Source organism: Roseivirga sp., from assembly GCF_034669765.1.
Lineage (GTDB): Bacteria > Bacteroidota > Bacteroidia > Cytophagales > Cyclobacteriaceae > Roseivirga.
The window spans coordinates 113,597-138,656 of the sequence record NZ_JAXMOQ010000004.1 but is presented as its reverse complement, the minus strand read 5'-3'; the positions used below and the strand labels follow the sequence as shown (position 1 = coordinate 138,656).

Annotated in this window: 18 protein-coding genes; 4 read left to right on the top strand and 14 right to left on the bottom strand. The window is 40.3% G+C overall.

Annotated elements, in window-relative coordinates; all coding sequences use genetic code 11:
- The first annotated feature begins 396 nt into the window (after window positions 1-396).
- Window positions 397-1,551 carry a serine hydrolase domain-containing protein gene (locus VOI17_RS09295; protein WP_323756973.1) on the top strand — a complete coding sequence of 385 codons (1,155 nt, stop codon included), beginning with the start codon at window positions 397-399 and terminating at the stop codon, window positions 1,549-1,551.
- 92 nt (window positions 1,552-1,643) lie between these two features.
- A complete protein-coding gene (locus tag VOI17_RS09290; RefSeq protein ID WP_323756972.1) occupies window positions 1,644-2,339 on the top strand; it encodes a hypothetical protein in 696 nt (231 codons plus the stop codon).
- 45 nt (window positions 2,340-2,384) lie between these two features.
- Here the strand turns inward: VOI17_RS09290 and VOI17_RS09285 are convergent, their stop codons facing one another.
- From VOI17_RS09285 to VOI17_RS09265, 5 genes are all read right to left on the bottom strand, one after another.
- Window positions 2,385-3,395, bottom strand: a complete 1,011-nt coding sequence (locus tag VOI17_RS09285; protein ID WP_323756971.1) for an LLM class flavin-dependent oxidoreductase — start codon at window positions 3,393-3,395, stop codon at window positions 2,385-2,387.
- Between the two features lie 108 nt (window positions 3,396-3,503).
- Window positions 3,504-4,667, bottom strand: coding sequence for an efflux RND transporter periplasmic adaptor subunit (locus VOI17_RS09280; protein ID WP_323756970.1), 1,164 nt, complete (start codon window positions 4,665-4,667; stop codon window positions 3,504-3,506).
- Window positions 4,664-9,001 (bottom strand): CusA/CzcA family heavy metal efflux RND transporter, encoded by a 4,338-nt coding sequence (locus VOI17_RS09275; protein ID WP_323756969.1) that lies wholly within the window; start codon window positions 8,999-9,001, stop codon window positions 4,664-4,666. The genes VOI17_RS09280 and VOI17_RS09275 overlap by 4 nt, the downstream gene beginning before the upstream one ends.
- A gap of 67 nt (window positions 9,002-9,068) precedes the next feature.
- Complete coding sequence (locus VOI17_RS09270; protein ID WP_323756968.1) at window positions 9,069-10,454, bottom strand: sensor histidine kinase; 1,386 nt, start codon at window positions 10,452-10,454, stop codon at window positions 9,069-9,071.
- Window positions 10,451-11,119 (bottom strand): response regulator transcription factor, encoded by a 669-nt coding sequence (locus VOI17_RS09265; RefSeq protein ID WP_323756967.1) that lies wholly within the window; start codon window positions 11,117-11,119, stop codon window positions 10,451-10,453. Before VOI17_RS09265 ends, VOI17_RS09270 begins: the two co-directional genes overlap by 4 nt.
- A 149-nt stretch (window positions 11,120-11,268) precedes the next feature.
- On the opposite strand from VOI17_RS09265, the gene VOI17_RS09260 reads away from it, so the two are divergent.
- Window positions 11,269-12,057, top strand: a complete 789-nt coding sequence (locus VOI17_RS09260; RefSeq protein WP_323756966.1) for a glycerophosphodiester phosphodiesterase — start codon at window positions 11,269-11,271, stop codon at window positions 12,055-12,057.
- Window positions 12,058-12,287: 230 nt separating this feature from the next.
- Here the strand turns inward: VOI17_RS09260 and VOI17_RS09255 are convergent, their stop codons facing one another.
- The 6 genes from VOI17_RS09255 to VOI17_RS09230 form a co-directional block, all read right to left on the bottom strand.
- Window positions 12,288-13,499, bottom strand: a complete 1,212-nt coding sequence (locus VOI17_RS09255; protein WP_323756965.1) for an MFS transporter — start codon at window positions 13,497-13,499, stop codon at window positions 12,288-12,290.
- A 122-nt stretch (window positions 13,500-13,621) separates the two neighbouring features.
- Window positions 13,622-14,059 carry a hypothetical protein gene (locus VOI17_RS09250; protein ID WP_323756964.1) on the bottom strand — a complete coding sequence of 146 codons (438 nt, stop codon included), beginning with the start codon at window positions 14,057-14,059 and terminating at the stop codon, window positions 13,622-13,624.
- 61 nt (window positions 14,060-14,120) lie between these two features.
- Window positions 14,121-14,351: a DUF3820 family protein gene (locus VOI17_RS09245; RefSeq protein ID WP_323756963.1), complete on the bottom strand. Its 231-nt coding sequence runs from the start codon at window positions 14,349-14,351 to the stop codon at window positions 14,121-14,123.
- Window positions 14,352-14,445: 94 nt separating this feature from the next.
- Window positions 14,446-15,120, bottom strand: a complete 675-nt coding sequence (locus tag VOI17_RS09240) for an OmpA family protein (RefSeq protein ID WP_323756962.1) — start codon at window positions 15,118-15,120, stop codon at window positions 14,446-14,448.
- A 247-nt stretch (window positions 15,121-15,367) separates the two neighbouring features.
- On the bottom strand, window positions 15,368-17,557 hold the full coding sequence (locus tag VOI17_RS09235) for a helix-turn-helix domain-containing protein (protein ID WP_323756961.1): 2,190 nt from the start codon (window positions 17,555-17,557) through the stop codon (window positions 15,368-15,370).
- 118 nt (window positions 17,558-17,675) lie between these two features.
- Window positions 17,676-18,743: a fatty acid desaturase gene (locus VOI17_RS09230; RefSeq protein WP_323756960.1), complete on the bottom strand. Its 1,068-nt coding sequence runs from the start codon at window positions 18,741-18,743 to the stop codon at window positions 17,676-17,678.
- A gap of 181 nt (window positions 18,744-18,924) precedes the next feature.
- On the opposite strand from VOI17_RS09230, the gene VOI17_RS09225 reads away from it, so the two are divergent.
- Window positions 18,925-21,339 carry an ABC transporter permease gene (locus VOI17_RS09225; protein ID WP_323756959.1) on the top strand — a complete coding sequence of 805 codons (2,415 nt, stop codon included), beginning with the start codon at window positions 18,925-18,927 and terminating at the stop codon, window positions 21,337-21,339.
- On the opposite strand, the gene VOI17_RS09220 is transcribed toward VOI17_RS09225, so the two are convergent.
- Genes VOI17_RS09220 through VOI17_RS09210 form a run of 3 tightly spaced genes read right to left on the bottom strand, consistent with a single transcriptional unit; the run spans window position 21,340 to window position 25,043 of the window.
- Window positions 21,340-21,531, bottom strand: coding sequence for a hypothetical protein (locus VOI17_RS09220; RefSeq protein ID WP_323756958.1), 192 nt, complete (start codon window positions 21,529-21,531; stop codon window positions 21,340-21,342).
- A 43-nt stretch (window positions 21,532-21,574) separates the two neighbouring features.
- Window positions 21,575-21,739 carry an RES family NAD+ phosphorylase gene (locus tag VOI17_RS09215; protein ID WP_323756957.1) on the bottom strand — a complete coding sequence of 55 codons (165 nt, stop codon included), beginning with the start codon at window positions 21,737-21,739 and terminating at the stop codon, window positions 21,575-21,577.
- A gap of 43 nt (window positions 21,740-21,782) precedes the next feature.
- The gene (locus VOI17_RS09210) at window positions 21,783-25,043 is read right to left on the bottom strand and encodes an amidohydrolase family protein (protein WP_323756956.1); all 3,261 of its coding nucleotides are present in this window, start codon (window positions 25,041-25,043) and stop codon (window positions 21,783-21,785) included.
- Window positions 25,044-25,060: the final 17 nt, after the last annotated feature.

Below are 25,060 nucleotides of genomic sequence, written 5' to 3'. Positions count from 1 at the left end.
CTTTTATTTTTGTTATGAAGATTTTTTTGAGGATGTTAAATCCACTTCTAAGGTTGATTGCGTATATAAGTTGTGTTTCAGTAAAGCATTTACTGGAACCTGAATTAAATAGTAGAGTGGTTCATTTCGTGTGGAGTTTTGGATCGACTCAATTGAGGTGAAGGCGGATCCGTTAGGGTCTGCCTTTATTTTTTTTTTAATGAGTATTACCTGAATGTTAAATAAATGTTATCTTCAAGCCAGTTTTAGAACAAAAAAACGAAGGCATGTAAGGGATTACATGTTTTTGATTAGGTAGAAGGGAGGTGTGATGGCCTCCTTTCATTTTTTCCTCCAATCAAAGTCCGCTTGTAAATCTTCCACTTTCTGTTTAACTCGGATTAAACCTCTCTTAAAATGAACAGATTTACATTAAACCTATGCATACTTATCGCCATTGTTGTTTCAATTCCCGTGTACGCTCAGAATTACTTTCCAGCCAGAGGGAAATGGGAAACCCGAACACCACAGTCTCTAAGTTTGAATGCAGCGAAAATTGATCTTGCTGTCAAGTATGCCCAAGACAATGAGTATTCTGGCTCCAAAGATTCCAGAATTGCTTCTTATGAAGGTTTTAGCAGTGAGCCTTATCATGAATTAGTAGGACCAACAAGAGAAAGAGGAGGGCCAGCAGGGGTAATTATAAAAAACGGTTATATCGTTGCGCAGTGGGGCGATGTGAAAAGGGTAGACATGACCCACAGTGTAACCAAAAGTTACTTATCTACTGTAGCTGGTTTAGCACTGGACAAAGGACTGATTGGTAGTGTACATGACAAAGCGAGTGATTATGTTTGGGACAATACCTTTGATGGTGCTCATAATGAAAAAATAGAATGGCATACCTTACTCAATCAATCTTCTGCTTGGTCGGGAACATTGTTTGGTATGCAAGATTGGGCCGATAGACCGCCAAGAAGAGGAGGGGTTGATGATTGGCGTTTCGAAAAACCTGTTCCATCGGGGACTGTAATGGAATACAATGATGTGCGGGTAAATGTGCTGGCCTATGCACTGCTACAGGTATGGAGAAAGCCTCTTCCACAGGTATTAAAAGAACACATCATGGATCCGATTGGCGCTTCTTCGACATGGCGTTGGTTTGGCTATGAAAACTCATGGGTGAATGTTGATGGTATCAATATGCAATCCGTTACGGGTGGAGGTCATTCAGGTGGAGGAGTTTTTATTAGTGCTTTGGACCACGCCCGTTTTGGGCTGCTTTTTTTGAATGAGGGCAACTGGAACGGAAACCAACTTATCTCGAAAAGTTGGGTAAATGAAGTGCAAAAATCATCAGAAGCAAATGCCAGTTATGGCTATTTATGGTGGCTCAACAGAGGCTCAAGAAAGTGGAAAGAAGTAGATGATGAATCCATCTATTTTGCTGCAGGTTTTGGAGGTAACTTTATTGTAGTAGATAAAAAGAACGATTTGGTGGTGGTAACCCGCTGGTTAGAACCCAATAAAATTGGCCCAATGATGAGTTTGGTTTTAGAAGCTACTAAATAGTACTGCCCTATATTACCGACTAGCATATCCGAGCTAGCGGGTATTCTTTGGCCCTAAGAAATCTCGGTTCTTCGTCTTATAAATATTATAAGATGAAGAACAGGATGAAATACTTACTCACGGCTTTGGCCATTTTCACAATGGTTGGTTGTCAACCGAAAAGCCCTTACGATACCAGTACACCAGAAAAAATGCTTCTCTCTTTGGGGCTAGTTTCTGCTCAACCAGTAGATCATAACCCCATTCCTTATTTCTATGTTAAGAAAGATGGTATTGCTATTACCAATTTTGATGAGGCTGGATTCAAAGCGCTTGATGCTTTTGAATCATTTAAATCCGCTATGATTAACAGTTTTCAGACCAAAATTAAAATGAGCAACAATACTAAGATAGAATTCTATAAGGATGAGGAATACTTTTCTACTGTATCGCTCTCGCTTTCAGCTTCTCTTATTCGACCTCAGTTACAAAGTCGCTCGCCTGAGGACTATGAGGTAGTTTCGGTTTCAGAACCAAATGAAGAGGGGGTAATCATAGTTAGATGTAGAATGGTAGATAGGGAAACTGACCTTGAAGTGAAGGAAGAAGATGGGAATTATTTGATGTTTTTGAAGGACAAAGACTATGTTCAAATCCAGAAAATGACCAAGTTTTTTGAAAAGGCAGACGCTCTTTTCACTAGGGCTGCTTCAGAAATTAATACCAAAGAAGTTACAGCAGAAAATTTTGAAGATATGTCCACAAGTTGGGACACAGAGTATATGGATTTATTCAAGGAATTGAATTGATCTGGCAGAACTCAACCTCACCTAATTAACCTTGAAAGGCCGGAATTACTTCCGGTCTTTCATTATTTCTGAGAAGATCTGATATGATTTCACCCTGTCATCATGGCGGAAAATATGAGAAGCCACCATTACCTCATCAATACCTGTGGCCTCAATAAAGTGGTTTGTTTTTTGTCCCACAGTTTCCTTACTACCTACAAAAGCATATTTCAGCATGCGCTGAAACGCCTCATGTTCCGATAGCGATTTCAGTTCAGCAGTCATTTCTTCTGGTGGCTGCATGTAGTCGATATTATTCGTCAACACCCCATACATCATCTTGATCAATGAAGTAGATAAACGTTCTGCCTCATGGTCAGTATCGGCTGCAATTACATTGATACAGGCAATCGTATAAGGCTCCTTCAAAAATGCGGAAGGCTGAAAATTGTTATGGTAAATATGAAAGGCTTCAAATAGCTGCGCTGGCGCGAAATGACTCGCGAAAGCATAAGGTAATCCCATTTTTGCAGCCAAATGGGCGCTGTCGGTGCTGGAGCCTAAAATGTAAATAGGAACTTCCACGCCCTCTGCCACAGAAGCCCTCACCTGAGCGGTTTTATTTTCTTTAGAGAAGTATTTATGAATTTGCGCAACCTCATCGGGGAAGGCTACTACCGACCTCGCTCTATCCGACCTGATGGCATGAGCCGTAGCTTGGTCTGTGCCAGGTGCTCTTCCTAAACCTAGGTCTATTCTACCTGGAAAAAGCGAGCCCAAGGTGCCAAACTGTTCCGCCACGATAAGAGGAGAGTGGTTGGGCAGCATAATTCCGCCAGAACCCACTCTTAAGGTTTTTGTTCCTCCAGCAATATGGCCAATGAGCACAGCAGTTGCTGAGCTTGCAATGCTCACCATGTTATGGTGTTCCGCCAACCAGAATCTGGTATAGCCCATTTCTTCCGCTTTCTGAGCAAGATCTACACTCCTCTTAAAGGTATCTGCGGGTGTTGATCCCACGCCCATTGACGCAAGTTCCAGAATTGAATATTTTATATGTTCAGAATGCTTAGGCATGGATTCTCTTTTTAATTTCTATAACCGTGTAGGTAATGAGAAATGGGGGAGAATAATTCCCGATTGTTAGGTTTAATCAGCGCATTCTTTTGACAAATCGCTAAGCCTCTACTCCATAATCAAATTGAACGCTCCAGAAGTCAAGAATTCAGTATCGGCTTTGAAATCCTGAGGGTTAAGGATGGAAGTAAATCCATCTTCGGTGATTCCGACTTTCACCATTCTTTTTTCGAAGATTGAAGCTCCGTCTTCAGTGCCTGTTTTTACCAAAACGTAATAATTATTTTCAATTTCTATCACTGCTGCTTCAGGTAAAGCCATTTCAGTTTGGGTTGAGGTTAATATTTCAGCTTCTACATACATGCCTGGAATAAAAAGCAACTCATCTTCTTCATTGTCTAAATGGCAATGCACTAAAACCGACCTGTTTTCATCGTCAATGGCCTTGTTAATGAGGTTTATGGTAGCTGTAAACGTTTTTCCTGGGTCATTCTGACGCTTAAATATTACCTTCTGGCCTACCTTAATTTTATGGAGGTCGTTCTCAAACACCTTTAATTCCATGTGCATGTGTTCTGTATTGGTAATCGTAATGGCAATGTCAGAAGGGTTGAGGAACATGCCTTTAGAAGCATCAACAGAAGTGATAAAACCACTGATGGGTGATTTTACCGAGATAACAGAGGTCATGCTCTCCGCTGTCAAGTTGTTGGAATCAATGTTCATCAAGGCCAATTTCTTTTTCAAGGCTTCGTACTGGGTCAAAGCGCTATTATATTCCGTTTCAGCCTGAAGAAATTTCTTTTGTGAGCTGATATTTTCTTCCGAAAGGTTCTTTTGTCTTTCGTAATCAGATTTTAAAAAAGCAATGTGGTTTTTGACTTCAAGAAAGTCCTGCTGCATTTGTATGTAGTCAGGGTTTTCTAAAGTGAATAAGGTTTGTCCTTTCGTAGCTACTTCACCTGGTAACAACTCGCTTTCTTTTACATAGCCACCGAAATAAGCACTTACAGATGCTTTGTGACCTGGAGGGACATCAAACACACCTGTAGTATGCACCTTTTCTGAAAATTGAAAAGTATCCATTTTTCCAAGGGCCATGGCCGAAGCTTGAAATTGAGAGTTGCTAACGCTTATAACGTTCTCATTGAGGTTTTCATCAATAACCACAGTTTCGTTGAAATCGCCTGAACCGCAAGAGAACATGCTGAACATAAGGGCAAGGCTGCCTAAAAATAAGCTGATGTTGAATGTATGTTTAGAGCTGTTCATTTCAGAATTGTTAAATATTTGATATCCAATAAGATCATGTTGTATTTGTAGAGATTTTCTAAATAGGTAATCTCAATACCTTTGGCGTTATCGAGTAATTGTATGTATTGCAAGAAATCGATTTCCCCACTTTTAAAAGCCTTTGTACCATTATTGATTAATTCTTGGGCGAGAAGTTTTCCAGCGCTTTCATAATAATCAATAGCCTCTTCGTACTGTTGCAAATCTGCGCGTTGCGCTTCAAAATTTGCCTTTAACTGCGTTTTGTAGTTTTCCGACTCATATTGAGAAATAAGCGATTGAATTTTGGCTGCATTTACCTTTGCTTTATCGGCTCCAAAGAAAATGGGAATACCAATGCCAGCTTGAAAACCCATATAGGCTTTTGCATTTACACCATTATTGGTGCCTCTGAAAATGTTGAGGTGCAAATCGGGTAGAAATTGCTGTTGCGCAAGCTTTAACGATTGTTGCGAAAGCATTTCGGCCTTTTCAAAATACTGAACACCAATATGGTTTTCAGTATCTAAAGCGCTGTACTCTAGCATTTCCATCGGTTGAGGTTCAACTTCAATGTCCGTTTCGGATTGCAGCCATTGGTTTAATAAAGCATAAGATTTTTGAATACTTTCTCTGCTTTGTTTCAGTGCTAAATCGAGTTCTCTTTGTTTCGCTTCGGCTGTTAGTTTCTCCAAATAATTGGTTTCGCCTTCTTCAAATTTACGCAAGGCCGCCCTAGCGAAATCTTTGTACAGGCTGTCCAAATAAGCATAGTTCTGGGCTACGCTTTGCCAATACACAACAGTGTAATAGGCTTTAGATACTTCTTTCGTGATCCTGTTTTGATCCAGTAAATTTTGTTGTTCCGAAAGGGAAGTGATGCCCTGAAGTACTTTTTTCTGGTTTCCATACACTGTTGGAAATGCAAAAGACTGACTAAGCCCAAAGACATTGAGCGCCTGATTGTTCTCGGCAATATTGTTTTCGTCAAAATGGTAATACACCTGTGTCTTTTCAATATTGAATGAGCTACCTACCAAAGATTTATTCTGATTAATTCTGGCAGAAGAAGCTTTCAATTCATTATTGTTTTTCAGCGCAATGTCAATGGCTTCATTGAGACTGATAGGTTTGGTTTGAGCTGTTCCATTGTTGTTGAAAGCAAGCATCAATAGAATGACAATTATGACGGGTTGTGCTTTCATTGGCTTTTTAAATTCTTTTTTATCGAAAATAGAATACAAAACAGGGAGTACGATTAGCGTAAGAATGGTGGCAGAAATTAGTCCGCCAACTACTACAGTAGCCAATGGCCTTTGAACTTCAGCTCCAGCGGAGGTAGAAATGGCCATAGGAAGAAAGCCCAAGGCTGCAGCCATTGCGGTCAGCAATACTGGTCTCAGCCTTTGTTTTGTACCGAGAATCACTCGATCATTGATATCATCATGGCCATGTTTTTTGAGTTCCTTAAAATGCTCTATCAGCACAATTCCGTTTAGTACGGCAATACCAAAAAGAGCGATGAAACCTACTCCCGCAGAGATACTAAATGGCATATCTCGGAAATAGAGCAAAAGCACACCGCCTACAGCAGATAGCGGAATAGCACTGTAAATCATTAAGGCTTCTTTTACAGAATTGAAGGCGAAGTAAAGGAGGAAGAAAATTAGAATTAATGCCACAGGTACGGCCAACATCAATCTAGCACGAGCCGAGCGAAGGTTTTCAAACTGTCCACCGTATTCGATACTATAGCCCACTGGGACATTTACTTCACTTTTAATGATTTGCTGAACATCGTTCACCACAGACTCCAAGTCTCGGCCACGAACATTCACGCCCACTACAACTCTTCTTTTGGTGTCATCACGCGATATTTTGGCAGGCCCTTTGGTATAGGTGATTTCTGCAAATTCACTCAGTGGTACTTTATTTCCGTTGGGCAATAGTACTGATGCTCTTTCTATGTCCTGAATGTTTTTGCGGTGTTCTGCATCATAGCGAACAACCAAGTCAAACTGCTTTTCGCCTTCAAAAACAGATCCAGCAGTCGCTCCGGCAAAGCCCATCGTGATGATGTCATTCAATTCTGCTACGTTCAAACCGTATCGCGCAATTTTTTGGCGGTTAAACTTTACAGACATTTGTGGTAAGCCTGCCACTTTCTCCACAATAATATCAGCAGCCCCCTCTACATTAGCGATGGCTTTTTCTATTTCTAAGGCTTTTTGGTAGAGCACGTCCAAATCTTCTCCAAATACTTTAATGGCTAAATCGGCCCTAACGCCAGTGATAAGTTCGTTAAACCGCATTTCTATGGGCTGTGTAAACTCAAAGTCTACACCAGGTATTTTGGCCGAAAGTGCTTCTTTGAATTTATCCGCTAATTCATCTTTGGTTTCAGCTGAGTTCCATTCTTTGATCGGGTTCAGCTTAATAATCACATCACTTTCTTCCATCGACATTGGATCAGTAGGTACTTCTGCAGCACCAATCCGAGTCACTACTTGGCTCACTTCTGGGAACTCCTTCAGGATTTTTTCTATCTGAGTAGTGGTTTCTATCGTTTTACTTAATGAGGTTCCCGTTTTAAGCACCGGCTGGATTACAAAATCACCTTCATCTAAAGTAGGAACGAATTCGCCACCCATTTTTGAAAATAGTATACCCACAGCAACGAGCAATGCCATAGCGGCTGCCAATACAAAGCCTTTGCTCTTCAATGCCCATGTAATGGAAGGGGTGTAAATCTTGTCCAAAAATCCAATCAGTCGGTTGGAGATATTCTTTTTAGTTGGGTCAGATGGTTTTAAGAACATAGAAGCGACCACTGGAACATAAGTGAAGCATAAGATCATGGCGCCAATCAAGGCAAAGCAAAATACCATTGCCATGGGCTTGAACATTTTTCCTTCTACACCAGAAAGGGAAAGAATTGGAATGAAAACAATAATGATAATCAACTGCCCAAAAACGGCAGAGCGCATCATTTTGGTAGAACCACTAAAAGTGATTTTGTCAATCAAACTTTGTTTTTCGGCCTTCGGAAGACTCATGATCTGAGTCCTTTCGGCAGTGATCTTATAGGCTATATATTCCACTATAATCACCGCCCCATCTATAATAATCCCGAAGTCGATGGCACCTAAGCTCATTAAGTTGGCGTCAACTCCAAAAATATACATCAAACACAAGGCAAAGAGCAAACAGAGCGGAATCACCGAGGCCACCACCAAGCCAGAACGCAAGTTTCCTAATAGTAAAACCACTACAAAAACTACAATCAAGCAACCTAAAATTAGGTTTTCGGCTATCGTGAATGTGGTTTTTTCAATCAGTTCACTTCGTTCTAAAAAGGCATTGATGATAACACCAGGAGGGAGAGAGCTTTGAATTTCTTCGACTCGTGTTTTTACGGCTTCAATTACTGCTTTGGAATTGGCGTCTTTGAGCATCATTACTTGGCCTAGTACTTTTTCACCTTCACCATTTCCTGTAATGGCGCCAAAACGATTGGCATGACCAAAACCCACTTTGGCAACATCACGAATAAAAATTGGTGTGCCATTTCGGTTGGTAACCATAATGTTTTTTATGTCCTCAAGAGAACTCACTAAGCCTTCTCCACGAATGAAAAAGGCTTCATTTCCTTTTTCGATATAACTACCACCGGCTACGCTATTGTTCTTTTCTAACGCATCGAATACTTCGGAAAGGGACAGGTTTAATGCGCGTAACTGCTCTGGATTGATCGCTACTTCATATTGTTTGAGATAGCCGCCCCAAGTGTTTACTTCCACCACTCCGGGTATTCCCGACAATTGCCGTTTTACTATCCAATCCTGAATGGTTCTTAAATCTGTAATTGAATATTGGTCTTGATATCCGGGTTCTACATCTATTATATATTGATAAATCTCTCCTAAACCTGTAGAAACAGGTCCCATAAAGGGTTTACCGAATTCAGCAGGGATTCTCTCTTCGGCACTTTTAATCTTTTCGGCAATGAGCTGGCGTGGTAAATAAGTGCCCATTTTATCTTCAAACACTACGGTAACTACAGAAAGCCCAAACTTAGATATTGAGCGGATTTCCATTACACCAGGAAGGTTAGCCATTTCCAACTCTACAGGGTAAGTCAGGAATTTCTCCACATCTTGGGTGGCTAAGTTGCGCGATGTGGTGATGATCTGAACCTGATTGTTTGTGACATCGGGTACAGCGCCAATGGGAATATTGCTAAGTGAAAAAATACCAAAACCCACCATGACTGCTGTGAAAATCATCACAATGAGTTTGTTTCGAATGCTGTATTGAATAATCTGTTCTAACATTACTTATGGTCTAAAATTGACTTCTCAAATGTATAATGCACTTCCTTAGGCTTCTCATAAGAAATACTTAAGGTTTCCTTAAAAATGCAATGGTAAAAGTGGTGCCTTTGTTGAGTTGGCTCTCTACAGTAAGTTGGGCGCCTATGGCATCTACTGCCTTTTTAGCAATAGAAAGGCCTAAACCAGCTCCGGTAATTTGTTTATGCGATAGGGCTTCGGACCTAAAGAAAGGATTAAACAATGAGCTAAGATCGTCTTGCTTAATTCCTATACCCTTGTCCTTTATTTTACAAAGGGTGTAATCACCTTCTTCAGAAATTTCTACCTCAATGGTTTCGCCTTCATGTGAGTATTTAATGGCATTAATGATGATATTTTCAAGTACCAAGCTGGCATAATATTGAGGTACAAGGGCTTCTGTTTTGGCCTTTACTTCAAAATCTATTTTTAAGCTTTTCTGGGTAATAACACCGCCATTTCTAGAGAGCACTTCATCCACTAAAGTTACCAAGGGAATGAGGTGATTGTCTTCAATTTCACTTTTAGAATCGAATCTGGCCAGCAATAAAAGTTGTTCAACAATATTGCTCATTCGGTCAATTTCGGTCAATCCGTATTGTACTTTTTCTTCGTACTCGGGTTGGGTGCGAGGTTTTCTAATCAGTACTTCCAATGTTCCTCTGAGCGTTGAAAGTGGCGTGCGGAGTTCGTGCGAAGCATCAGAAGTGAACTGCCTTTCGCGCTGAATGGCGTTTTCTATGCGTTGCAAAAGTTCGTTGATGGCTGAGGAGAGTTCGAAGATTTCATCCTTATTGTGCGGAAGCGGAACCCTTTCGTTCAAGTTATTTTTTGTAATGGTATTGGTGGTGTCAATAATGGCCTGAAGCGGAGTGATGCTACGGCCAGCCAAAGAACTTGAAATTAAATAAAGGCCAAAAAGTACAATGGGAAAGGAAATCAATAAAGTGTTTTGAAGGTTCTTGATTACCATGGTAGAACTTTCCATTGAAATGGCGGTGAGAATGTAACCTTGTTTTCTCCCATTTTTTTCAATTGGAATTTGCGCCTGCCGTATGGTTCTATCAACCAATAATGTGCTGAAGTGGTCGTTGCTTTCTACTGCCTCAAGAAAAGTGAGTTGCTGCTCTTTAAGGTTAGGCGATTTATCCATTAATTGCCCTTGGTTATTGATCAGCTGAATAAATACTGGATTGACCTGCACCTCGCGATGCTCTCTTTCGGCCCACTCGGCTTTGTTCATGAAATGAATGCTATCATTTTCAATGATGATTTCCTTTGAGTGTTTTTGAGCCTGATAAGAAAGCTCTTTATCTAGGTTACTGAAAACGGTTTTCTTTACGCTCAGAAAGACAATAAGAAATGCCAATGCTGTAATAATGGCGGTGGCCACGGTATAATAGAGGGCAATTCTATTTTTGAAATTCAGTTTCATAATTCCTTAGCGATATAGCCTATTCCCCTAACAGTTTGAATGTAGTTTTCCGTTTCGCTCAATTGAAGCTTGTTCCGTAATGCATTGATATACACATCGATTACGCCAGTGTTGTATTCAAAGTGGATGTCCCAAACCGATTCAATAATTCTCGTTCTGCGGCAAACCTTGTTCTTATTGCGAATCAAATATTCTAGTAACGCGAATTCTTTTTTGGTCAGGAATATTTCTTCATCTCCCTTCAGAACTTGGTGCGCATTTACATCTAAAAGAATATTGCCGATGCTCAATTTTTCAGTAGAACTGACCGTAGAGCGTAGCTGAACCCTGATACGTTCTAAAAGTTCTTCGAAATGGAAGGGCTTTTTAATGTAGTCGTTTGCGCCAGATTGAAGGCCGAAAATAGTTTCCTTTACCGTGTCTTTTGCTGTCAGAAATATGATGGGTGTGGTGGTGTTTTCTTTTCTGAATTGTTGGCAAATTTTTATACCGCTGAGGCCTGGGAGCATCCAATCGAGCAAGAGTAAATCATAATCATTGCTTAGGGCTAGATTAAGTCCTTGGTTACCGTCTTCTGCGGTGTCTACCACAAAGGATTCCTCTTCCAAACCCTGCTTTACAAAGTTGGAAATCCCGATCTCATCCTCAACAATCAGAATTCTCATGCTCTAATTTATGCTTTGTTAAATTAGAGTGCACAGTACACTTCCTTAAAGTTTCCTTAAAAATAGGTTTGGATATCATAAAGGCTAATTAATATTCAGGCAATTTGAGTTTTATATATTTGTGTTTACTCAAAAAAATCAACCGTAAGATGAATAAGTCATTCCTGATTTGTGCCCTGCTATTTTTTACAACCATTGTTCAAGCTCAAACCAAAGTCATTGCTCACCGTGGTTTTTCAGGAATTGCTCCAGAAAATACTTTGGCTGCTTTTCAAAAAGCCATTGATCATCAGTTTGAGTACTATGAGTTGGATATTCATAAAACCAAAGACGATTCTCTTGTGGTCATTCACGATGCTTCCGTTAATCGAACTTCTTCTAACGGAATGAAAGGTAAGATTGCCGAAATGACCTATGAAGAACTGAGCAATGTGAGCGTAGGCTATGCTAGTAAATTTGAAGACGAGTTCAAGGATGAGAAAATACCCACATTAAGAGAGGCATTAGCCATGTCTAAAAGGCAGATCAAGGTTTGTGTTGAAATCAAAGTCAACGGAATGGAGCAAGAAATGATAGATATTATCAATGACCTGGACATGAAGAATGAGGTGATCATTTTCTCTTTCTATTATCAGGCATTGGAAAAAGTGCGTCAGTTAGACAAAGATATTCCTATTCTTTATTTGGTAGGGTCTGCAAATGAAGGATCAATTGATATGGCTAAAGCCATCGATGCCCAAGCGATTGGTGCTGGGGGTGGAAATCCAATTACAAAGGATTACATAAGCAAAGCGCACAAAAGCGGAATTGAGGTTTGGCGATGGACTGTAGACGATGAAAAAACCATGAAGTCATTGATTGAAGTGGGTGTTGATGGCATTATCTCCAATTTCCCTGACCGATTGGTGAAATTACCTGGAGTTAAAATCAAAAATTAGGGATTAAGGAGCGTTATAAGCGCCTATGTTTCTGGTGAAATCTTTCCGGGTTTTCGCCCTTGTTGGTGTTGTCACCAACAAGTCTACCAGAGGTGTATTTTCTGAAGAAGATTAAGGAGTTCAACTTCTTGAAGCTATATGGAGCTATTTTGGTGGTTTTTTAATGAGACTATCTGTTTGTTGGTGACAACACCAACAAAGGCATCAGGATTAAGGAGCGTTATAAGTGCCTATGTTTCTGTTGAAATTTTCCCAGGTTTGCCAGCACCTAAGCCTACATAAAGTTTAAGAAATGCGATTACCAGTAGAAAGCCCAATGAATAGGTCCAGTTGCCCGTTAAATCGAAGATACTACCAAAGATAATTGGCCCTGTGGCGGCTAATAAGTAGCCTATGGATTGCGCCATACCAGAAAGCTCGGCAGCAGTTTCCGAATCGTCAGAACGGAAAATGATCAACATCAATACCAAACCAAAACTTCCCCCTAAAGCAAAACCGATTAAGGAAACCCAAAGGGGAACCAGTCCCACTTGAGGGAACATGAGACCAACCAAACTTATGGTTTCTAGAGCCACTAGAACAATGATAATACTGCGTTGATCCTTTTTTCTGCCCGCCCAAATAGGGATGAGTAATGAACCCAAAACGCCTGTGCCTTGCGACAAAGAAAGCATCCAGCCAGAGTAGGAGGCATCGAATCCACGGCTTTGAAGAATGTCGGGAACCCAAGCCAAGATCACATAAAAGGCGAAGGATTGTAAACCCATAAATACGGCCACTTTCCAAGCTAATCTAGAGCCAGCTAAGCTTTTCATAGCCTTCAAGAAATTACGGTGTTTTTTCGCTTTTTTAATACGCCAAACTTGAGGTAACCAAATAAAGAAAGCTGCTAAGGAAAGAATGCCCCAAACAGCCAATGCACCTCGCCAACCAAAGACTTCGTTTTGAGCTAGGGGAACGCTAATGCCAGCAGCAGTAGCGGCTCCAATAGCCATAACTCCCGAGTATAAACTGGTGATGAGACCAGAATTAGACTCAAAATTTCTTTTCACCAAGCTGGGTAAAAGTACATTGCCAAAGGCAATGCCAATGCCTGATAAAATTGTTCCTATGTACAGTGCGGGTATAAAATCAATGGAACGCACTAAAATACCAATAGTGATTAATAATAGTGCTCCAGCCAAAGTAGCTGCCATTCCAAAACGTTTGGTAAACAGAGGAGTCAGCATTGAGACCACTCCGAAGGCCAAAAGGGGCAATGCAGTAAGCAAACCCAACATTGAGTTGGATAGCCCAGTATTCTCTCTAATGGTGCTCACCAATGGCCCAACACTAGCGAGCGCGGGGCGCAAATTGATGGCAATAAATAAAATGCCAGCAATCAATAAAGCTTGCTTCGGTTGGCTAGCTGTAGTCGAAGCCTTTAGGTTGGGTTTTGACATTATCGGAACTATCGGTAATAAGCTACTGTGCAAAAGTAGTTATACCCTAATCACCAAGCCTTAATAAGAGTTCGTTTAATTACATAATTTTTTATGGTCTGAACCTAAGTGCTACAATCGAATTATTGAACTCTGTTATATTTTAGACCTGGGCCATCGCAGGGATCCCAAGTGCCTTTAAGTGTATTTTCTTCTATGATTAGCACTTCGATTAAGTCACCTGTGCAGTTGGCGATAAGCTCGCTGTCGCTCGGGTAGGTAAGTTCAATAGTATGTTCTTCTTCTGTAGCATTTACAATGAAAGTACCAGAAGCGGAAGTTTCTACACCATCTGTTGTTCTGGATTTTATAAAGATGCCAGTATTGGTATTTAAAAGATAATATTCTTGCCAATCCATGTCATTACCAGTGAATACTGTAGATGAAAAGCTCCCTGTCATTTCTGTTAGCACCCATTTTTGCTCACTCTCTTCAATTTCAATAACACAGCAATCGAGTTCTTCAGAACAAGAAGAAAAGGAGATGAGAAGAATAAGGAAAGCGAAGATTAGATTTTTCATAGTTTTTTGATTTGCTACTTCGTTAGACCCGCCTTGGGTTGGAATGGTTGGGAATGATAGTTCAAAACCTTCTCTTATTCTTCAATGGCTTAAGCAAATCTTCTAAACCATTGATTTTGATTTCGTAAATGGTGGAGAGGAGCATGCCTAACTTGCCATTCGGGAAACCTTCTTTGGCAAACCATTCTAAATAGTAAGTGGGTAAATCGCAGAGCGTGGTGCCTTTGTATTTGCCGAAAGGCATTTTCATTATTACTAAGTCGACAAGCAGTTGTGGGTTTGGGCCTTCCATTGGTGCAAGATAACAAAACAGCGAAAGCCAGCGCAAAAAAAAAATGCTTTGCGATCTCTCACAAAGCATTTTAATATTTTTGAATAGAAAGGGCTTATTCGCCTCCTTCAAGTTCACCTCTTTTGGCCATTCTTTTCATTTTGTCGTTGGCGTAAATCGCAACTTCAACTCTACGGTTGGCTTGTCTTCCAGCGTTGGTATCATTTTCAGTAATGGGTTGGCTCTCACCATAACCTGCGATTTCCATTCTCTGGTAATCTAAACCAAGGCTCACTAAATACTCTTGCACCGAAGCGGCTCTTTTCTTAGAAAGGGTCATGTTATATTCGTCAGTACCAGTATTGTCTGTATGGCCTTCAATAAGCACGTTAGTGTCTTCGTATTTCTGAAGTGTAGCGGCTAAATCTTTAAGGTTTTCCTTCGTGTTTACATTCAAAGCAGACTGATTAGTGGCAAACATTAAACCTGAATCAAAGGTGATTTTAATTCCTTCTCCTACACGCTCTACTTTTGCGCCATTCAGATCTTCTCTTAATTCTGCCGCTTGCTTGTCCATTCTTCGGCCAATTAAAGCACCAGCAGTACCACCAACGGTAGCGCCAATAATTGCGCCTAGGGCAGTATTGTCTTTACCTCCAATTACACCACCGATTACACCACCAGCAGTCGCGCCAATGGCACCACCTTTTGCTGTGTTACTCGCTTGGCAGCCAAACAATAGGGCGCCAGAAAGAAAAATTGCTGTTATTAGTTTTAATGATGATTTCATGATTTCGTATGTTATTTGATTTGTGTATTGTTATTCAATTCTCGTACCATTACCAATTACCTCCTTAAAGGCACTTTTTGCGTAAAAAGCTGTCCCAAAGTTTCCCATATGTGTAAAAGAGTACTCAGTTTGGTAATTGCTGGGGGTAGATTTTCCGCGAAGATGATATAAAGTCAGTTCAGATTTCTATTCAGTATGGCCTTTATTTTTCTAGTAGAGTTTCGCGATGATTTGACCTATTGAGGTTTTATTTCAAGGCCTTGTAAAAAGTCAGCGCCATGCGGATTTCACCATAGCTGTATTCTTCCCCAAGCTTGCTTTTGATTTCTTGTGTACCTGTGGTTTCGGGTGTAACTAGAGAAAGAATTACATTCAGTTTTTCTTCGCTCATTAAACGCTTAATGTCCACTTGGCCACTAGAGATGTATTGCGCTAAATGACCTTCAATCGTACTAGGGACTAGTCCTCTGGTTTCAGCAATTTCTTCTACTGATTTCCCTTGCTGGTACAACTCGAAACTGATTTCGGCAGTAGGTGTTTTCGATTTTTTGCCTTTAGAAACGGCCTCTACTTTACGCTCTTTGTATAAAGAAGAACTGAGCATTTCGCCCTTGGTGAGCGTTTTACCTTTTAGGGCATTGCTGACCAATAATTGGAAACGCTGTACTTGGGCTTTTTTGTTGAAGTACAATTGCTCTAAGGCCTTGAGTTCTTTTTTGTATTCCGTAATTCTAACCTTGGCTTTTATGTCGTTTTGGTGCTTGTCTAAAAGGTCGGTGAGTTTTTCAAGTTCTTTATTGAAATAGCCTTTTGCTTTTTCCGCCCTTTCCGCCAAATGAGGAAGATAAACCTCCATGGTTAAGATTCTCTGGACTTCACCCATAAAAGTAGTACCCACTTTTTGCAAGGGAAGGGTGCTGTCTAAAAGTCTCTTATTCCAGCCTAGATATTCTTGCTTTGCCGATCGGCTTTCTTCTTTATCAAAACTTTGAATGTGTTGACTGAGTGCATATAACACTCCAGAAAAATCGAAGGTGGTTTCGGCTAGTTTTGCATAGTATCGTTTTTGGTAATCTGGTAGCTGATTGGATAGCTTGTCTTGACTGCTTTTTGTAGCCATAAAAGCATTCATGCTCTGGCTTCTTTCAAAACTTTCTTCTGGCAAACGTGAAGCGAGAATTAGTCCGTCTAATGAAGTTAATCGTGACAAAGCTACGTACACTTGCCCGTGTGTGAAAGCATCGGTAAGGTCAAGAATTGCCTTTTCGAAAGTAAGGCCTTGACTTTTATGAATCGTGACTGCCCAAGCCAGTTTTAGAGGGTATTGCTCAAATTTGCCCAGTACTTTTTCTTCTATTTCATTAGAAGCCTCGTTGAGTTTGTATCGCTTGTTTTCCCAAACGTGCTTACTTACTTCTACTTCGCTTCCATCTTCAAACTTCACCCAAATTTCAGTGGAGCGCAATTGAGATACCGCACCGATTTTCCCATTGAAAAATTGGCCTTGCCCAGAAGCATCGTTCTTAATAAACATCACCTGAGCACCCAATTTAAGCAAAAGCTTAGGGTTAGTAGGGTAGGCGTTGTCAGGAAAATCACCACTAAGATCGGCTTTGTATTCATGCGCATTCGACTGAAGGTTGGCTAGTCGATTGGCGTTAATCTCATCTGCTTTTCTGTTGTGTGTGGTCAGGTAGATATAACCGCTTTCCGACTTTTCTTTTACTTCAGGATTATAGAATGAGTTGAGGTAGGTTAAATCCTCAGAGCTTTGTTCGTTATCTCTAAACCGATTCAGAATTTGAATGAATTTCTCATCGGTTTGCCTGTAAATTTTATCCAATTCTACATGAATAGGAGGGGCTTCGCGAAGGGCATGCGCATCGAAGAAGTAACTGCTATTGTAGTATTGGGAAAGCACGTTCCATTCTGAATCTTTCACTACAGGCGGAAGCTGAAGTAAATCGCCAATGAACAATATCTGAAGGCCTCCAAAAGGTTCATTTCTGTTTTTTCTGAGGTAGCGAAGCATGTGGTCAATGCAGTCCAATAAATCGGAACGTAGCATACTGACTTCATCTATAATCAGGAGTTCTACTTCGCGAAGCATGGCCCGCTTTGAAGCGTTGAACCTAACATTTGAGAATAAATTGAGCAATGTGGTTACTTGGCTACCCCTATTTGGAGGTGTGACACGTTCAGGAATAAAGGCACCGAAGGGTAAATGCAATAAAGAGTGGAGGGTAACCCCATTAGCATTAATGGCGGCAATACCTGTTGGGGCAGCAACGACTACTTTCTTATGGGTATGCTGAACAATGTATTTTAAGAAGGTGGTTTTACCTGTCCCTGCTTTCCCAGTTAAAAAAACATGCTGATTGGTGGTGTTGATATAGTTAGCCGTTGTTTTGGCAATCCCACTCAGTTCGTAATTCATGATTAATAATAATTATATAAAAACACCAAATCAAACAAATGTTCAAATTTTGTTTGATTTGGTGCGGGATAAGCAAAATCTTAACGATAAAGCCAAACTATAAAATTGCGTTGTGCTTTTATCCGTTGGATTTGTTTGACACAGGAACGGGAATTAAACCGCGTTTTTCCATTTCGTAGAATTCTCTGAAAGAAATCATACGTTGTTGTGTTTCATCCCAAAGTTTGTTTGAAGCAAGTTTTAAGCTGTCTCTAAACCCAATTATAGTTGGGAACTGATTTAACCAAGGGTTTTCTTTGATACACTTCTTCAAATTGTAGTTAGGAATTAATGGGTTTAAATGGTGTACATGGTGAATTCCAATGTTACCAGTCAACCAATTGAATACCCTAGGGATTTTATAATAAGTACTGCCCTTCAAAGCTGAGGTAACATAATCCCAGTTCTTTTTCCATTGCTTATAACCGTGTTCGTGTTGGTGCTGGACGTAGAAAAACCAAATGGCGATGATGGAAAACATAACCAAAATGGTAAGATGTACCAATAGGAATTTCACCCAACCTAAAGTGAAGCCTAATATTGTAAATGCAGCTAGGAGTAATATGTTATTCAAAATCACTCCTTTTTTGGCACTCTTAAAGGCCGGTAATTTAATTTTGGCTAATCTGTTATGGATAAAAACGTAATAGATTGGGCCGATAAGAAACATTACAATTGGAGAACGGTATACTCTGTACCCAAACCTTTTGCTTTTACTGAATTCTTGAAACTCGGCCACAGTGTAAGTGGTTACATCTCCAATATCTCTCAATTCTAGCTGACCATTTAATTTATGGTGTACGCTGTGTGATTTAGCCCAATAATTAAATGGAATGGTAGAGAAGTAGCTACAAGCGTAGCCTATAATTTTTTGTGCAGTTCTGTTTTTTACAAAGGACTGATGACCGCAGTCGTGCTGAATAATAAAGATTCTTACTAAGAAAAAAGCATTCAAGATACCCAGCGCAAAAGTTAACCAGTAACTGATGTCAAGGGAGAAATACATTAATACCCAGATGCCAATGAATGGCAAAAATGAATTGATGATTTGTATGGTAGCCTTGGTTTTATGTTCTTCGGCATACTTACGAAGAGATAAAATCTGGTCTTTTTCTAACGTGATTTTTTCAGCTGTAATTTTCTTCATTTAAAAGGGTTTGAGTAGTGCTAGCCTTTAAGTTCGCAAGTTAATCATTACAAACCCCGTTCCATCATTTAAGTTCAGCCAATGTGGCGTTTCTGTCAAATAATCCGACCATTCGTATTAAATGTTACTGCTTACGTTTATTGTTTTTCTAATTTCATTTTAAGTCAAATCGAACAAAGAGATGGTAAGGAATTATTTTAAAGTTGCATTAAGGAATATTTTTAGACAGAAAGCTTATGCTTTTATCAACATCATTGGGTTAGCAATCGGTATTTGTTGTTGTCTGCTTATTGTGAGCTTTGTGGCAGATGAATTAAGTTATGATAATTTCCACCCTAATAGCGAAAATACTTTTCGAATTGCTTTAGATCGGAAGTTCCCCGATAACGGCTTTCAATACGCACGAAGCCCTATGCCAATGGGCATGGCCCTCTATAATGAACTTCCGGAAATCACAGCGGCTACTCGCCTTTACAATAGTTTTGGTTCGGTGACTATCGAAAAGGATGATCAATATTTTGATGAAAGGAATGTAATCGCGGCCGACTCAAACTTCTTTGATTTTTTTGGAGCTAAGTTAATTTTAGGCGATGTGGCAACCGCTTTGAATGAACCGAATTCATTGGTCATTACTACCGAAATGGCGAATAAGTATTTTGGATCGACTGATGTGATTGGTGAACAATTAGAACTGCAAAATATTGGTCAAATGCTAGTAACGGGGGTTGTGGAGCCGATGCCGAGTAATAGCCACTTTCATTTCGACTTTCTGTTTTCTCTAAAAACCATTCCCAACTTATATAACAATCAATTTTGGGGTTCATATGTGGCCTACAATTATGTGAAAATCGAGGCTGGTTCAATACCTATTGTTGAACAGAAATTACAAGAAGTTTTACAGCGCTATATGGAGCCACAAATCCAGAGTATTTTGGGCATAAGTTGGCAACAATATGAAGAAGCGGGTAACGCACATCGTTATTTTTTTCAGCCTCTATCTGAGATTCATCTGAACTCTAATTTGCAATGGGAATTGGAGCCTAATGGAAGTGGTTCGACTGTCTATCTTTTTGCAGGAATTTCACTGTTTATCTTGCTCATTGCTTGTGTTAACTTTATTAATCTGGCTACCGCTCGTGCCGCAAATCGCGCCAAAGAAGTAGGAATGCGCAAAGTTTTAGGGGCACACAAAGGGCAGCTTGTATTTCAATTCCTTACCGAATCGGTGATTATGTGCCTGCTGGCTTTAATATTGGCTTTTGGATTGACTGCACTGATTTTGCCATATTTTAATGATTTGGCCGGTAAATCAATTGACCTGAATACTTTTTTGAACCCTATTATTTTATTGGCCATGCTCGGCTTTTCACTATTACTTGGATTAGCCGCTGGGCTTTATCCTGCTTTTTACCTTTCTGCCTTCAAACCAGTTACGGTATTGAAAGGTAAACTTACAGGTGGAGCGAAAAATGCTTGGTTGCGAAATGGTTTGGTAATTTTTCAATTTGCAGTGTCAGTAATTTTGGTGGTTGGTACAATTGTCATTTATCAGCAACTACAATATTTGAACAATAAAAGTCTGGGCTTCGATAAAGACCAACTTGTGGTAATTGAACGTGCAAATTTACTTCGTGGTCAAAGCAATACCTTTAAAAATGCTTTGCTCAATAACCCTAATGTTTTGGAAGTCAGTGGCGTAAATACTATACCAGGAAGGCAGGTGGTTGGTGGTACTTTCACCGATGTGACAGGAGATGCCAGTGATCGTTTTCTCTTGCCAAATTTACGTGGCGATTATGATTTAATTTCCACAATGGGGTTAGAAGTAGTTGAAGGACGTTCATTTAACTCTGAAATCGTTTCGGATTCTTCTGCGGTAATTATTAATGAAGCAGCGGCTCGGATTTTCAAATGGAAAGATCCTATTGGCAAACAACTACAACCAATTAATGGCCCTATTTATAATGTGATTGGAGTGGTGAAAGATTTTCATTTTGAATCTCTACATCAAGAAATTGGACCACTAGCACTATTTGCAAGTAACTTGAATGCTAGAGCTTCAAATTTAATGGTTGTAAAAACTAATACGGCTAATTTAAAATCGACACTTAATTTTATAGATGAACAATGGAAGGAGTTTGTTCCTGAACGTCCACTAGCTTACCGTTTTGTGAACGAAGAGTTTGGAGCGTTATATCAGGCAGAACAACGCAGCGGAAAAGTGTTCACTTCTTTTTCCGTGCTTGCCATAATTATTGCTTGCCTTGGCGCTTTTGGGCTGGCGGCATTTTTAGCAGCGCAGCGTACAAAAGAAATTGGGATAAGAAAGGTGCTTGGCGCCTCTACCTTTGGTATTGTTCAATTGCTTTCCAAAGACTTTGTAAAGCTTATTTTGATAGCAAATTTAATAGCTGTCCCCATTGCTTATTTGGCTATGAAAGAGTGGTTGCAGAACTTCGCTTATTCGATTGATATAAATTGGTCAACTTTTCTGTTCGTTGCGGTTGGTGCTGTTTCGATTGCTTTAATTACGGTTTCCTACCATAGTATTAAAGCAGCTTTGAATAACCCAGCCGATATCCTTCATGCTGAATAATTAACCTACTCGACCATCGCCATTAATGTCCTTACCAATGGTTTCCTCTAGGGTCTTTAGTGTTTTAACTAGCAGCTCTTGCGTGTGTCTTAATTCGATTTCGAGATGGCTCACACGATCTTCCAATGAACTTGTTTTACTTTGTTGATCTGATATTTGACTGTGCTGAATGAGGTCCCAAAATAATCCCATGGTAAAATGTTTAATGTTTGAATGAGTACATCAAATAACTTACTTAAAGCGTAAAAAGCCTTTCATCAATGGTAAACGGTGCGATCTGTTGATGAATAGAAGATTGTTTATGATCAGGCTGAAGTGGGTTGAGCAGATAATTGAACTCGTTTGGAACAATGGCCGAAGGTACTTTTGATAGGTAGGTTTCTGCAAAAAAAATAGCCACAACATTTACATGTCATGGCTATTTAAAGGTATTGTCTTGAGCTCTATTTTTTCACTCCTGGTAAATCATTTGGAGATACATCCATCCACCACATTTTAGGAAGTGTTTTTTTGGTTGGATAAAGTTCGTCAAGTGTATTTCCATCATACAAACGACCATTTTTCATCACCTGACTGATGTCTTTAGAATTCTTGATGTTGTCTAATGGATTGCTATTCAGAATCACCAAGTCGGCTAATTTTCCAGATTCTAGTGATCCCAGGTCAGTGTCTAAACCAATGGCTTCGGCTCCTAAAATAGTAGCTACTTTAAGCGTGTTCAATTCACTCAACCCTCCAGACTGCATGGCCCAAAGCTCCCAGTGATAACCCAAACCTTGTAATTGACCATGGCTCCCTACACCAGCTCTTCCTCCGGCTTCTACCAAATCTTTCACAAAAATCGCATGGTCCTCAAATACATGTTCTTCTTCCATAAACCAGCCATCATTTCTTCTTCTGGTTCTTGAATCAAGGTTTTCATGTGGCATAAAGTGATTCAGCTTAGGATCGGCATGAGGGTTTTCAGTTGCATAGTAATAGTTCTCAGCCCATGGGCCACCGTAGGCTACAAGCAATGTAGGCGTATAGACTGTACGCGAAAATGACACCAAATCAATCACATCTTTATACAATGGAAAGATAGGGAAGGTGTGCTCGTGTCCAGGATATCCATCAATCACTTGGGTAAGGTTAGCTTTGAAATCAAGACCGCCTTCAGTTGTTGGCATAATGTTCTGCTCTTTGGCAGCCTGAATTATCCACTGCTTTTGCTGACGATTGCCCGCACCATACATTTTGATGGTTTTAGTATTGTAATATTCGCTATAGCGTTTCATAACCTTTTGAGCATGTTCTAAGCTGCTGATATTTTCGCTACCGAAAATACCTGGGCCAGTAGAATATATTCTCGGGCCAATCAACTTACCAGCATCCACCAAATCTCCATAAGTCAACACATCAGTAGTAGCCGTTTGTGGGTCACGTGTGGTAATTACACCGAAAGCTAAATTGGTAAGGTATGGCCAAAATTGGCCTCTGTGCAAATTCACAGGATGACGGAAGTGGGAATGGGTATCTACAAAACCAGGGACAATCGTTTTTCCTGTCATGTCCATTACGGTTGTTTTTCTGTCAGCAGTAAGGTTAGTGCCTACTTGCTTAATGCGATTGTTTTCAATAAGAATGTCTCCTTTCTCAATCACTTCATCACCTTTCATAGTAATGATTCTGGCATTTTTCAAGAGGATTGAACCCTGAGGAGTATCTCTTTCAATGTTTACACTGATGCGATTTTCAACTGGCTCATATTCCTTTTTCTTCTCTTTATCCTCTTCGGCTTTATTGGCTTCTTCGGTGATTTTAGCTTCTGTTAAATCATAAACCACATGAGCGTTCCCTACCGCCCAGTGTACTTTAGTGCCATCGGCATTCCATGCAGGGAATTGGCCTCCAATGTCTGTAAGTTGACGGGAAGGGAAAGCAGCATTTGCTGGGTTTGATACTGAAATAGTAGGAGCATCACCACTCACTTGAGGTACCGTCACTACAAATAAGTCATTAACAACTTCGGCCAAAGCTTGGTCGCCTTTTGGCGCCATTTTTATCCATGAAGCATTCGGAGCGTTGCTTGATCCAGCAGAAGCTTTTCCTCGCACTCTCACGTGGAATTTTTCATCTGTTCCGTCCCATCGAATAGAAGATAAACCTCTACCGCTTGACAGGTAAATTCGATCTGAACTTTTAACAAAATGAGGGTTTCCACGACCGTTAGAATAAGTGATGAAATTGTCTACAGAACCATTCGCAGCAATCCATACAATATCGCTGGTGCCTCTGAATGCTGTTCGTTGCAATGCTTCCCTAAAATCTTGCGCTAAACCTTTAATCAACACGATTTTGCTTCCATCATTTGACCAAACTGGGTTCTGGTAAACCGAATTGTCTTTATTCAATTGGGTTAAATTTTGACCGTTAGGACGAACCTTATATACTTTTCCACCCTCAGCTTTCCAGCTTACGAAAGCAATCCATTCCCCATCAGGAGACCAAGCAGGTTCTGCCTGTGATTCATTCAATGTAACTAGTTTTCGTGGCGATCCATTTGGTAAATCCATAATGTAAAGCTCGTCTAAGGCAGTAAATGCCATTTGCTTTCCATTTGGTGAGGGAGCAATGTCTCTGATTTGTGTAGCTACAAATTTTTCTGAATCTGAAATTGGGTAATCAAAATCCAATTCTGGTCCTAATTCAATACTTGACTTTACTCTGAAAGGAATTTCCTGTGCTTTTTTAGTGGCTACATTGATCTTCCACATTTTCCCACCATAAGAAATGACAATGTTCTTGTTATCGGGTGTCCATGAAAAGCCAGGTAATACGTCTCTTGAAGCACGCGATTCTTGGTCGTCATGTTGAATCGGGTAGGCCAACCAACTTTCGTCTCCTGTGGCTAAATCTCTTAAAATCAAGCCCGTTTCTGCGTCATGGCGAGTGGCGTAAATCAACCATTTCCCATCGCTAGATGGCGTAGGGCGAAAAGAGGATCCGTATCGAGATGATTGAGTAGTGATTTCTCCAGTTTCACGATCGTAAGTGGCCATTTGGTATTGTGGCATGCTTGCATTGTATTGTGAAGAGCCCGTTCTTCTTGAAAACCAAATGTATCGGTCATCTTTCCCAAAGGCACCTTCCACCATTCTCATATTACTTGGCTCATTCACTAAGGCCGTTCCAGAACCGCCTTCTACATGATATAACCATAGTTTATGTGAACCTCCTCCTTTCGAGGCGATCATGTATTTTCCATCTGGCGTCCATTCTGGTGATTGGTAAGCGTTGGAATTACCTTTGGTCACTTGGCTTTTCTTCTCCGTAGGAAAATCATAAGTCCATACATTTTCACCTCCCGATTCATCAGAAATGAAAATCACTTTGTTGCCATCAGGGCTGAACCTCGGTTGGCTGTCGAACTGCATGCCTTTGGTGATTTGAGTGGCATTTCCACCAGAAATTGGCATGGTATAAAGGTCGCCTAGAAAGTCGAACACGATGGTCTTTCCATCAGGACTTACATCAAGGGCAATCCATGAGCCTTCCTTTAGGTCGAAGTTAAAAGTTCTTCCTGGCTCAAGAGGTAAGTCTTTTTTCTTTTTCTTGTCCGTTTTGCTAGTGTCCGATTTCGCTGGATCGGTTTGGGCAATACCTGTGAGTGCAGTTGTTGCAATAAGCAAAACTACCAAAGTCAGTTTTACAATGGTCTTCATAGAATTCAGCTTTGATG